This is a genomic window from Pseudomonas parakoreensis (assembly GCF_021602155.1).
GTDB classification, from domain to species: domain Bacteria; phylum Pseudomonadota; class Gammaproteobacteria; order Pseudomonadales; family Pseudomonadaceae; genus Aquipseudomonas; species Aquipseudomonas parakoreensis.
Genome location: NZ_BQHY01000011.1, coordinates 71,973 through 84,113, shown reverse-complemented (window position 1 = coordinate 84,113; position 12,141 = coordinate 71,973). Strand labels below are relative to the sequence as shown.

Genomic DNA, 12,141 nt, shown 5'->3' with positions numbered 1-12,141 from the left:
CATATGGCCGCCGTAGAGGCGAAATCATGAAGACAACCATCGAATTGCCTCTCCTGCCATTGCGTGATGTCGTGGTTTATCCGCACATGGTTATCCCGCTGTTCGTGGGGCGCGAGAAATCCATCGAAGCCCTCGAGGCCGCGATGACGGGCGACAAGCAGATCCTGCTGCTGGCCCAGAGAAACCCGGCTGATGATGATCCCGGTGAAGACGCTCTCTATCGCGTAGGTACGATTGCGACGGTGCTGCAGCTGCTGAAGCTGCCAGACGGCACCGTCAAGGTTCTGGTCGAAGGTGAGCAGCGCGGCGCTGTAGAGCGCTTCAGCGAAGTCGACGGGCATTGCCGCGCCGAAGTCTCGCTGATCGACGAAGTCGACGCCGCCGAGCGCGAATCCGAAGTGTTCGTGCGCAGCCTGCTGTCGCAGTTCGAACAATATGTGCAGTTGGGCAAGAAAGTCCCGGCTGAAGTCCTGTCGTCGCTCAACAGCATTGATGAGCCTGGCCGCCTGGTTGACACCATGGCCGCGCACATGGCGCTGAAAATCGAGCAGAAGCAGGAAATCCTCGAAATCATCGACCTGTCGGCCCGCGTCGAGCACGTGCTCGCCTTGCTGGATGCCGAGATCGATCTGCTGCAAGTCGAAAAACGCATTCGCGGCCGCGTCAAAAAGCAAATGGAACGCAGCCAGCGCGAGTATTACCTGAATGAGCAGATGAAGGCCATTCAGAAAGAGCTGGGTGACGGTGACGAAGGTCACAACGAAATCGAAGAGCTGAAAAAGCGCATCGATGCGGCCGGCCTGCCGAAGGATGCCCTGGCCAAAGCCACTGCCGAGCTGAACAAGCTCAAGCAGATGTCGCCGATGTCCGCTGAAGCCACCGTGGTGCGCTCCTACATCGACTGGCTGGTGCAGGTGCCGTGGAAGGCGCAGAGCAAGGTACGCCTCGACCTGGCGCGTGCGGAAGACATTCTCGATGCCGATCATTACGGCCTTGAAGAGGTCAAGGAACGCATCCTTGAATACCTCGCCGTGCAAAAGCGTGTGAAGAAGATCCGTGGCCCGGTGTTGTGCCTGGTCGGTCCGCCTGGCGTGGGTAAAACCTCGCTGGCGGAGTCGATTGCTCACGCCACCAACCGCAAATTCGTGCGCATGGCCTTGGGTGGCGTGCGTGACGAGGCGGAAATTCGTGGTCACCGTCGAACCTACATCGGTTCGATGCCAGGAAGATTGATTCAAAAGATGACAAAAGTGGGCGTGCGCAACCCGCTGTTCCTGCTCGATGAAATCGACAAGATGGGCAGCGACATGCGCGGCGACCCGGCGTCGGCATTGCTGGAAGTGCTCGATCCGGAGCAGAACCACAACTTCAACGATCACTACCTGGAAGTCGATTACGACCTGTCGGATGTGATGTTCCTGTGCACCTCGAACTCGATGAACATCCCGCCAGCACTGCTGGATCGAATGGAAGTCATTCGTCTGCCGGGTTACACCGAAGACGAAAAGATCAACATCGCCGTCAAGTACCTGTCACCGAAGCAGATCGCCGCCAACGGTCTGAAGAAGGGTGAGCTGGAGTTCGACGAGGAAGCGATCCGCGACATCATCCGTTACTACACCCGGGAAGCCGGTGTGCGTGGCCTCGAGCGTCAGATTGCCAAGGTCTGCCGCAAGGCTGTGAAAGAGCATGCGCTGGAAAAACGCTTCTCGGTAAAAGTGACAGCTGATCTGCTGGAGCATTTCCTGGGTGTGCGTAAATTCCGCTACGGTCTGGCCGAGCAGCAGGATCAGATCGGACAGGTAACTGGCCTGGCGTGGACGCAGGTGGGCGGCGAATTGCTGACCATCGAAGCGGCTGTGGTTCCGGGCAAAGGTCAACTGATCAAGACCGGTTCGTTGGGTGATGTAATGGTCGAATCGATCACTGCAGCCCTGACCGTTGTGCGCAGCCGTGCGAAGAGCCTGGGCATTCCGCTGGACTTCCATGAGAAGCGCGATACCCACATTCACATGCCGGAAGGCGCGACGCCGAAAGACGGTCCAAGCGCAGGTGTCGGCATGTGCACGGCATTGGTATCGGCATTGACCGGGATTCCGGTGCGCGCCGATGTCGCCATGACTGGCGAAATCACCCTGCGTGGTCAAGTGCTGGCAATCGGTGGTCTGAAGGAAAAACTGCTTGCCGCTCACCGCGGTGGAATCAAGATCGTGATTATTCCGGAAGAGAACGTGCGCGATCTGAAGGAGATTCCTGACAATATCAAGCAGGATCTGCAGATTAAACCGGTTAAATGGATTGACGAGGTCCTGCAAATTGCGCTGCAATACGCGCCGGAGCCCTTGCCGGATGTGGCTCCGGAGATAGTTTCCAAGGACGAAAAACGTGAGTCTGATTCAAAGGAAAGAATTAGCACGCATTAATACGTTTTTGCCTGGGGGGCTTCCTTGACAGCTTTTTAGAGCCCTTGTTATAAAGCGGCTCTTAAGTGTCTGTAGGCCATTCAGCACTCGTTTTTGCTTTCACCAAAAAACTTAGAATCATCTCAAAATAGATATAAGGGGACTTAGAGTGAACAAGTCGGAACTGATTGATGCTATCGCTGCATCCGCTGATATCCCGAAAGCTGCTGCTGGCCGTGCGCTGGACGCTGTTATCGAATCCGTCACTGGCGCTCTGAAGGCCGGCGACTCCGTTGTTCTGGTTGGTTTCGGCACTTTCTCCGTGACTGATCGTCCAGCTCGCGTTGGTCGTAACCCACAGACCGGCAAGACGCTGCAAATCGCGGCTGCTAAAAAGCCAGGTTTCAAAGCCGGTAAAGCACTGAAAGAAGCTGTTAACTAAGTTAGTTTGTTTCAGGTTTTTACCCATCCGGGTCGGGGTCATGCCTGACTTGGCAGCGGAGCGGTAGAGCAGGTCGCTGGGACAGCTGCCTGTAACGCCGGGATCGAGGGTTCGAGCCCTGTCCGCTCCGCCAGTTACGAGAAGGCGCATCCTCGGATGCGCCTTTCTTCTATCCGGATTCTACCCACGCTCCACGGTTGCCAAATTTTTGAAGTTCAACCGTTTCTGGGGGACGCATGCTGCAGAATATCAGGGACAATTCACAAGGCTGGATTGCCAAGACCATTATCGGGGTCATCGTTGCACTGATGGCTCTGACCGGTTTCGACGCTATTTTCAAGGCCACGACGCACACCAACGATGCGGCCAAGGTCAATGGTGAAGAAATCAGCCAGAACGAGCTGAGCCAGGCCGTTGACATGCAACGCCGTCAGCTGATGCAACAGCTGGGCAAGGATTTCGATGCATCCTTGCTTGACGAAAAAATGCTCCGCGAATCGGCCCTCAAGGGTCTGATCGATCGCAAGCTGCTGTTGCAAGGCGCAGAACAATCGAAATTCGCTTTCTCCGAAGGTGCACTGGATCAGGTGATCCTGCAGACCCCTGAATTCCAGGTGGACGGCAAGTTCAGCTCCGAGCGCTTTGATCAGGTGATCCGTCAACTGGGCTACACCCGCATGCAATTCCGCCAGATGCTGGCTCAGGAAATGCTGATCGGTCAGTTGCGTGCCGGTGTTGCCGGCAGCGGTTTCGTCACCGACGCTGAAGTGCTGGCATTCGCCCGTCTGGAAAAACAGACCCGCGATTTCGCTTCGCTGAACGTCAAGGCCGACCCGGCCGCGGTCAAGCTGACCGACGATGAGGTCAAGGCTTATTACGACGAGCACGCCAAGGAGTTCATGACCCCAGAGCAGGTGGTTGTCGATTACGTCGAGCTGAAGAAGTCTTCGTTCTTCGACCAGGTTGCGGTCAAGGACGAAGACCTGCAGGCGGCGTATCAGAAAGAGATCGCCAACCTGTCGGAACAGCGCCGCGCCGCGCATATCCTGATCGAAGTCAACGACAAGACCACCGACGCTCAGGCCAAGGCCAAGATCGAAGAAGTCCAGGCGCGTCTGGCCAAGGGCGAGAAATTCGAAGCGCTGGCCAAGGAGTTCTCGCAGGATCCGGGCTCGGCCAACAATGGCGGTGATCTCGGTTTCGCCGGTCCTGGCGTCTATGACCCAGCCTTCGAAAAAGCCCTGTACGCGTTGAACAAGGACCAGGTGTCCGAGCCGGTGCGTACCGACTTCGGTTACCACCTGATCAAGCTGCTGGGTGTTGAAGCGCCAGAAGTTCCGACCCTGGCCAGCCTGAAAGACAAGCTGACCCGCGAACTGAAGACTCAACAGGTCGAGCAGCGTTTTGTCGAGGCGACCAAGCAACTGGAAGACTCGGCGTTCGAAGCGTCTGACCTGGCCCAGCCAGCGGCAGATCTGAAACTGACTGTGCACACTTCCAAGCCGTTCGGCCGTGAAGGTGGCGAAGGCATTGCGGCCAACCGTGCTGTGGTGAGCGCTGCATTCAGCCAGGAAGTGCTGGAAGAAAACGCCAACAGCACCGGCATCGAGCTGGACCCGGAAACCGTGGTCGTGCTGCGTGCCAAGGAACACCTGAAGCCTGAGCAGTTGCCTCTGGAAGCCGTCAACACGGCGATCCGCGCGCAGTTGACCAAAGAGCATGCCAGTGCTGCGGCCAAGACCAAGGCCGACCAGCTGATCGCCAGTCTGCGCGATGGCAAGACTCCGCTGGACAAGGCTGTCGAGGGTCAGAACTGGAAGGTTGTCACGGCGGCCACTCGCGCTCAGGAAGGGGTTGATCCGACTGTGCTGCAGGCGTTGTTCCGTATGCCGAAACCGGCGGCCAAGGGCAAGCCGACGTTCAGCAGCGTGACCTTGCAGGACGGTAGCCTGATGATCGTGCGCCTGGACGGTGTGAATGAAGCAGTGGCGCCGACTGATGAAGAGAAGGCGCAGTATCGTCGCTTCCTTGCTTCGCGTGAAGGTCAGCAGGATTTCGCGGCGTTCCGCAAGCAGTTGGAAAGTCAGGCGGATATCAAGCGCTATTGATGTTTGACTGAGTGGTAACAGGAAAGCCCGGATCTGATGGTCGGGGCTTTTTTATGCTTGGGATTTGGCTGGTTCCGTTGCTTCGGGTGTGGCGGCTGGCCGTTTTGCCCTTGCGGCGAGTGGCTGCGACTTTTTCCGGCAAACCATGGTCAATAAGGTTGTAACGGCTTTAAGACACAATCCATGCGCCGCAGGGCCAAGTTCTGTTGCACAATACGCCCCGGACTGTTTTCCCTCAGGATGTTCAATGTTGATTTCAACTCCCATGCGTGTCGTTGGGTTGGCGCTGTTGTTGACCGCTGTTGCTGGCTGTTCGAAGGACAAGCCGATCTATGAGCATGAGAACTTCGATGATTCCGGCACGTTCTCGCGCAATTATCCGGTGGCTGACACCGCGAGCTGCGAGGCGGCCCGTCGTGCGTTGCTCAGCCAGGGCTATATCATCACCAGCAGTGACCCGAAACTGATCAGTGGCCACAAAAGCTTCCAGCAAACCGGTGAAACCCACATGGAGATCAGCTTCAACGTGGTGTGTACCGAAGACGGCAGTTCCAAACACCATGCCACGGTGTTCGCCAATGCCTTGCAGGATCGCTACGCGTTGAAGAAGACCAACAACTCCGCCAGCCTCGGGGTCGGCGTGTTGGGTTCGGTGTCGATGCCGATCGGCTCGTCCGATGATTCGATGGTCAAGGTGGCCAGTGAGACTGTGACGTCGCAGAAGTTCTACGAGCGTTTCTTCACCCTGGTTGAGCTGTTCCTGCCAGCCGATGCGAAGAAAGCCGCACACATCGAAGAAAAACCCAAGACTGATCTGGGTGTTCCGGAGCCGAAGCCTGCGGCTGTAGCGCCGACAACACCTGCCCCGGCAGTCGAGACAGCGCCAGCGCCACCGCCACCCGGCATTGTCGAGCCAGCCCAGACCATGACGCCGGCCACTCCTGCAGTGACGCCTGCGCCGGCCACGGTTGCACCGACGCCAGCGGGTTCCGAACCCGTGGTGCCGCCTGCGGAATCCGCGCCGATCACCCCGGCACCGAGTGCAGATCCTGCACCGGCTGCCGAAACGATCACACCGCCGGCCAATCCGACCAATATCCCGCCGCCATCGGAGCCGATTCCGGCGATGCAGTGAGCCGCGCGGGGCTCTGCTGTGGGAGCGGGGGTGCTCGCTCCCACATTTGTTTTGTGGCGCACTCAAATCCCGTTACATTCTCCGGACAAAATTCCAGCGATAAATTCCTGACCACCTGCTACGTTTTATTCATGAAGGCGGGATGTCACTTTCCCTTCATACGGGCACGATACGCTCGAGGCACTGGTCATTTGACCGGGCTGTTTTTTAGCGGGCAGTAGGGGGATGAGACGATGGACGATTATCAAGAAGAACTGCTCGAATATCAGGCGTATGAACTCGATCAGCCAGAACCGGCCGAAGACGCCACCGAGTTGTAAGGCGTCAGGCGGTTTTGCGGTGACTGCGGCGAAACTCGCCCGGGGTCTGGCCGCTCCAGCGCTTGAAGGCACGTTGAAACGCCTCGGCTGAAGCAAAGCCCAGCAGATAGGCGATCTCGCCGAACGCCAGTTCGGTATCGCGGATGTAGGTCATTGCCAGGTCGCGGCGGGTGTCGTTGAGTATGGCGCGAAACTGTGTGCCTTCCTCGGCCAGTTTGCGCCGCAAGGTCCAGGTCGGCAGCTTCAGACGCGCCGCCACTTCTTCCAGGTCGGGTTCCCGGCCACCATTGAGCAATGGCCCCAACAGCTGAGTGATGCGTTCGCGCAGGCTGCGGGTGCGGGTCAATTGCTCCAGTTCCCGTTCACACAACGCAAGCAAGTGTTTCCAGGTGCTTGGGCAGTGTTCCGGGTTGCGCAGAGCGAGGCTGGCGAGGCTCAAGCGCAGTTGATTGCGTTCGGCGCCAAACTGGATCGGGCAATCGCCCAGCACGCTATAGGCGTCGCGATAGTCCGGCTCGTCAAATTCGATGTCGATGCGCTCGGCGTGCAACGGCTCGCGGCTGACGCTGGACAGCTGATGCAGCCAGCCGGCGATGATCGAATCCACCACAAAGCGGTTATAGGCGTTGTACGGGCTGATCGAGTAGAAGCGCAGCCACGCGCCATGGGCATCCTCGTGAAAGCTCGACTGTCCGCGATAGTTGGAACCGTACAGCGGCTCGAAGCGGATCAGGCAACGGGCCGCTTCGCGCACGGTCGGTGCCTGTGCGGCGGTGACCCCGGCGAGCCCGGCCTGACTCAAGCGGCTGAGCTGGCCCATGCGCAGACCCAACGCCGAATCGCCAGTCAACTGAATCGCGCTGTGCCCCAGCCGCATGTAGCGCGGGATCGACAGCCGCGCACCGGCTTCGGCCAGTCGCGCCGCGTCCAGGCCGTATTGTTCGAGCAGCGGTTGCGGATCGACGCCATGGCTGCGCACGGCATCGGCCAGGCTGTGCACGAAACCTACCGACAGATCCCCAAGGCGCATCGGCAGCGGTTTCATGGCTTACAACCAGATGTTCAGCAGACGCGCGCCGCGGGCTTCGCCATCGGCGAATTGCTGGCCGTTGCTGCTGAGGAAACTTTGCCCCGAGCCGGGCTTGTCCCAGAACTGCCCACGCAGGAACACGCTCATGCCGGCGATCGCACGGCTGCTCGGCGGCTGTGCGGTGAGCGTCAGGCGATGCCAGGCCTGACCTTCACTGATTTCCCCGGGCTTGAGGCTGACCGAACCCGGTGTACTTGAACCCTTATAACCGGCCCACGGCTGATTCCACGCACCGTGACCCACGACGAAGGCCGGCACCGCTACCAGTTGCGCGCCTTGTTCGTCGAGTTGGCGATAGTTGTCCGGGTACCAGCTGTCGCTGCCGATCAGCACGCCCAGGCGTCCGGCCGGCGTGTCGACCACGTTGATCGCGTGGGCGTCTTCGCCCTCGATCACATCGCGCTGTTCGAAGATCGGGTGCATTTGCCGCTGGGGCTGGCCCAGCGGTACACCATCACGGCCAAACACCACACTGCTGTTGAACAGCGCGCCGCTACCGGGCTTGAGCTGGCCATCACGAATGCTGGGTTCGGGCAGGACGATGGAGCCGGCCACCAGCGTCACGTGGAATTCCTTGGCCAGCCCACCAAACAGTGCCTGGTAATCCTTGGCCATGGCTTTGGACTTCATCCGCAAGTGCGCGTCGTCGAGGCGATTGTCGCCCTTGGCAGTAAGCCAGGCGCGGGCGAACAGCAACGGATTGCTCGCCGCCAGCCAGTTCATCGCTTCGACCAGGGTCGGCGCCTGGTACAGCTCGTCTTTCTCGCCGCTGATCATCAGCCAGGTACCGATATGCTCGGGCAGCACCACCACGGTTTTTTCATTCAGCAGGCCCTGATCCTGCGCTTGCTGCAGATAGGCCGCGAGTTTGCGGTGCAGGCGCTCCGGGCTTTGGTAGTCGGTGGGGAACAGTTCCGGCTGGATACCCAGCAAGTTGCCACGGTCGCCGGGCGTGCCCTGATCGACCGCCAGTTTGATGCGCAGGTCCGACAGGTAATGTCCCGCCGGCCGGTCCGCCGCCCACATGGCGTAGGTGGTCAGGGCGGCAACGATGGCCATGGAGAAAAATAGGTACAGAAGTTTGCGCATGAAAACCAACAACAACCGGATACAGGGTGTGGCGACTAGGGTAGGGCGCATGCCTGCGCTTGCCAAGGGGCGCTGCGCATTTGGATCAATAAGTTGTCAGTTTCGGTCATTGAGTGACAGCAGTGCGACTCTTAGTCTGTCGAACATGACTGACGGGGGACGCAGAGCTCCCGCAATTTCCGTGATCGCTCGTTGTGGAGTTACCGATGACCGCCGCTCATTACCCGCACCTGTTGGCCCCGTTGGACCTGGGATTCACCACGCTGCGCAACCGCACCCTGATGGGCTCGATGCACACTGGCCTTGAAGAAAAACCGGGTGGCTTCGAACGCATGGCGGCGTACTTCGCCGAACGTGCTCGTGGCGGCGTCGGCCTGATGGTCACCGGCGGTATCGGCCCGAACGACGAGGGTGGCGTGTACTCCGGCGCAGCCAAGCTGACCACCGAGGAAGAAGCGCTCAAGCACCGCATCGTCACCCGCGCGGTGCACGAGGCTGGCGGCAAGATCTGCATGCAGATCCTCCACGCCGGGCGCTATGCCTACAGTCCGAAACAGGTTGCACCAAGCGCGATTCAGGCGCCGATCAACCCGTTCAAGCCCAAAGAACTGGACGAGGAAGGCATCGAGAAACAGATCAGCGATTTCGTCACCTGCTCGGTACTGGCGCAAACCGCCGAGTACGACGGCGTGGAAATCATGGGCTCGGAAGGTTACTTCATTAACCAGTTCCTCGCCGCCCACACCAACCACCGCACCGACCGCTGGGGCGGCAGCTACGAAAACCGTATGCGCCTGCCGGTGGAAATCGTCCGTCGGGTGCGTGAAGCGGTCGGCCCGAACTTCATCATCATCTTCCGTTTGTCGATGCTCGATCTGGTCGAGGGCGGCAGCACCTGGGATGAGATCGTGACCCTGGCGAAAGCCATCGAGCAGGCTGGCGCAACCCTCATCAACACCGGCATCGGCTGGCACGAAGCGCGGATCCCGACCATCGCCACCAAGGTGCCGCGCGCGGCGTTCAGCAAGGTCACCGCCAAACTGCGCGGGTCGGTGAACATTCCGCTGATCACCACCAACCGCATCAACACCCCGGAAATCGCCGAGCAGATCCTCGCTGAAGGCGATGCCGACATGGTCTCGATGGCGCGGCCGTTCCTCGCCGATCCTGACTTCGTCAACAAGGCTGCAGAAGGCCGCGCCGACGAAATCAACACCTGCATCGGTTGCAACCAGGCGTGCCTCGATCACACCTTTGGCGGCAAGCTCACCAGTTGCCTGGTCAACCCGCGTGCCTGCCATGAAACCGAGCTCAACTATCTGCCGGTACAGCAGATCAAGAAGATCGCTGTGGTCGGTGCCGGCCCTGCCGGTCTGTCCGCCGCGACCGTGGCCGCCGAGCGCGGACATCAGGTGACGTTGTTCGATTCGGCCAGCGAAATTGGCGGCCAGTTCAACATCGCCAAGCGGGTGCCGGGCAAGGAAGAGTTCTTCGAAACCCTGCGTTACTTCAAGCGCAAGTTGCAGACGACGAATGTCGAGGTGTGCCTGAACACCCGCGTCGACGTGGCGAAACTGGTTGAAGGCGGTTACGACGAAATCATCCTCGCCACCGGCATCGCGCCGCGTGTGCCGGCAATTCCTGGCGTCGACAACGCCAAGGTGCTGAGTTACCTGGACGTGATTCTTGAGCGCAAACCGGTGGGCAAGCGCGTGGCGGTGATCGGCGCGGGCGGCATCGGTTTCGATGTCTCGGAATTCCTTGTGCACCAAGGCGTGGCCACCAGTCTGGATCGCACCGCGTTCTGGAAAGAGTGGGGCATCGACACGAACCTGGAAGCGCGCGGTGGCGTGGCCGGGATCAAGGCGGCGCCGCACGCTCCGGCTCGTGAAGTGTTCCTGTTGCAGCGCAAGAAATCCAAGGTTGGTGATGGTCTGGGTAAAACCACCGGCTGGATCCACCGCACCGGTCTGAAGAACAAGCAGGTGCAGATGCTCAACAGCGTCGAATACCTGAAGATCGACGACGAAGGCCTGCACATCCGCATCGGCGAAACCGGCGAGCCGCAAGTGCTGGCGGTGGACAACATCGTGATCTGCGCCGGCCAGGATCCACTGCGCGATCTGCAGGAAGGTCTGGTCGCGGCGGGGCAGAATGTGCACCTGATCGGCGGCGCCGACGTGGCGGCGGAGCTGGATGCCAAGCGCGCGATCAATCAGGGGTCGCGTCTGGCCGCTGAGCTCTAAGCTACGCCGCTTAACCTGTGGGAGCGAGCTTGCTCGCGAAGGCGTGGTGTCAGTCGACATATATATTGGCTGACACTCCGCTTTCGCGAGCAAGCTCGCTCCCACAGTGTTTGTGTTGTTCACTGATTCGGTGAGCACCATCGAACCGATGCAGGCGCGAGCCTGATCGCGATGGCTGCTTATCAGCGACTAGAATGCCGGCTCTACTCAGAATGATCAGTCGCCCATGCTTCTTCCTCCCGCCCACTGGCTGCCCCAAGCCTCCCTCGAATTGCTTGAACTCGACTGGCTCACCCGCGCCGGAATCGAGGTCGCGATCCTGCGTCTGGACCAGATCGACCCGCTGATCAGCGGCAACAAATGGTTCAAACTCGTCGAGCATCTCAAGGCCGCCGACCGCGCTGGCGCGCAGGGCGTCATCAGCCTCGGTGGTGCGCATTCCAATCATCTGCATGCGCTCGCGGCGGCGGGCAAGCGTCTTGGCTTCGAAACGGTTGGCCTGTTGCGCGGCCATCCACAGCAAACGCCGGCGGTCAGCGATCTGCAAGCGTTCGGCATGCAACTGCACTGGCTTGGTTACGGCGGCTATCGGGCGCGGCATGAGCCGGGGTTCTGGGAGCCGTGGCGGGCGCAATATCCAGATTTTCAGGCGGTGCCGGAGGGCGGTGGCGGATTGGCGGGCGCATTGGGCTGCAAGGTGTTGAAGGAGCAGGTGATCGCGCAACTGGGCAACCTGGGCTGGAGCAATTATCACGGCTGGTGGCTGGCCTGCGGCACCGGGACGACGCTGGCAGGGCTGGTGCTCGCCGAGGCCGGTGCGCATCCCGTGTATGGCGCACTGGCGGTGCCCGAGGATCATGGCGTGGCGCCGCAGGTGGCGGCGATTATGCATGAGGCAGGTGTTGCTGCTGCCGACTACGAGCTGCTCGACGCCAGTCGCGGCGCCTTCGCCAAGGTTGACGCGCAGCTACTTGCATTCATCGAGAGCATTGAACGCTGTAGCGGCGTTGCGCTGGAGCCGCTGTACACCGGCAAGGCGTTGCTGGCGCTCAAGGAGCGGATCGAGGCGGGCGGATTCGCGTCAGGTACACGGTTGATCTTCGTGCACACGGGTGGGTTGCAAGGGCGGCGAGGATTTACCACAGGATGAATGAGTAACCCTGTGGTGAGGGGATTTATCCCCGATGGGCTGCGCAGCGGCCCCTCATTGAGCACGCATTGAGTCTGATCCACCGCGTGCACAGGTTTTGGGGCCGCTTCGCAGCCCATCGGGGATGAATCCCCTCACTACAATGGTCAAAACCGGGCC

At 60.0% G+C, this 12,141-nt stretch carries 8 protein-coding genes; 6 read left to right on the top strand and 2 right to left on the bottom strand.

Annotated features, from left to right (window positions below; genetic code table 11):
- Nucleotides 1-26 precede the first annotated feature (26 nt).
- From lon to L6D63_RS18470, 4 genes are all read left to right on the top strand, one after another.
- A complete protein-coding gene (gene lon / locus L6D63_RS18485) occupies nt 27-2,423 on the top strand; it encodes an endopeptidase La (protein ID WP_003223634.1) in 2,397 nt (798 codons plus the stop codon).
- 148 nt (nt 2,424-2,571) lie between these two features.
- A complete protein-coding gene (locus L6D63_RS18480; RefSeq protein WP_008077714.1) occupies nt 2,572-2,844 on the top strand; it encodes an HU family DNA-binding protein in 273 nt (90 codons plus the stop codon).
- 236 nt (nt 2,845-3,080) lie between these two features.
- Nucleotides 3,081-4,952, top strand: a complete 1,872-nt coding sequence (locus tag L6D63_RS18475) for a SurA N-terminal domain-containing protein (RefSeq protein ID WP_047291588.1) — start codon at nt 3,081-3,083, stop codon at nt 4,950-4,952.
- A 247-nt stretch (nt 4,953-5,199) separates the two neighbouring features.
- Nucleotides 5,200-6,087 (top strand): DUF2242 domain-containing protein, encoded by an 888-nt coding sequence (locus tag L6D63_RS18470; RefSeq protein ID WP_047291590.1) that lies wholly within the window; start codon nt 5,200-5,202, stop codon nt 6,085-6,087.
- A 324-nt stretch (nt 6,088-6,411) separates the two neighbouring features.
- On the opposite strand, the gene L6D63_RS18465 is transcribed toward L6D63_RS18470, so the two are convergent.
- Together L6D63_RS18465 and L6D63_RS18460 are read right to left on the bottom strand one after the other, a co-directional pair.
- Nucleotides 6,412-7,452, bottom strand: coding sequence for an AraC family transcriptional regulator (locus L6D63_RS18465; protein WP_131670114.1), 1,041 nt, complete (start codon nt 7,450-7,452; stop codon nt 6,412-6,414).
- Between the two features lie 3 nt (nt 7,453-7,455).
- A complete protein-coding gene (locus L6D63_RS18460) occupies nt 7,456-8,586 on the bottom strand; it encodes a nitrilase-related carbon-nitrogen hydrolase (RefSeq protein WP_095669230.1) in 1,131 nt (376 codons plus the stop codon).
- A 206-nt stretch (nt 8,587-8,792) separates the two neighbouring features.
- On the opposite strand from L6D63_RS18460, the gene L6D63_RS18455 reads away from it, so the two are divergent.
- The gene (locus tag L6D63_RS18455; protein ID WP_131670115.1) at nt 8,793-10,832 is read left to right on the top strand and encodes an oxidoreductase; all 2,040 of its coding nucleotides are present in this window, start codon (nt 8,793-8,795) and stop codon (nt 10,830-10,832) included.
- Nucleotides 10,833-11,058: 226 nt separating this feature from the next.
- On the top strand, nt 11,059-11,982 hold the full coding sequence (locus L6D63_RS18450) for a 1-aminocyclopropane-1-carboxylate deaminase/D-cysteine desulfhydrase (protein WP_131670116.1): 924 nt from the start codon (nt 11,059-11,061) through the stop codon (nt 11,980-11,982).
- Nucleotides 11,983-12,141 lie beyond the last annotated feature (159 nt).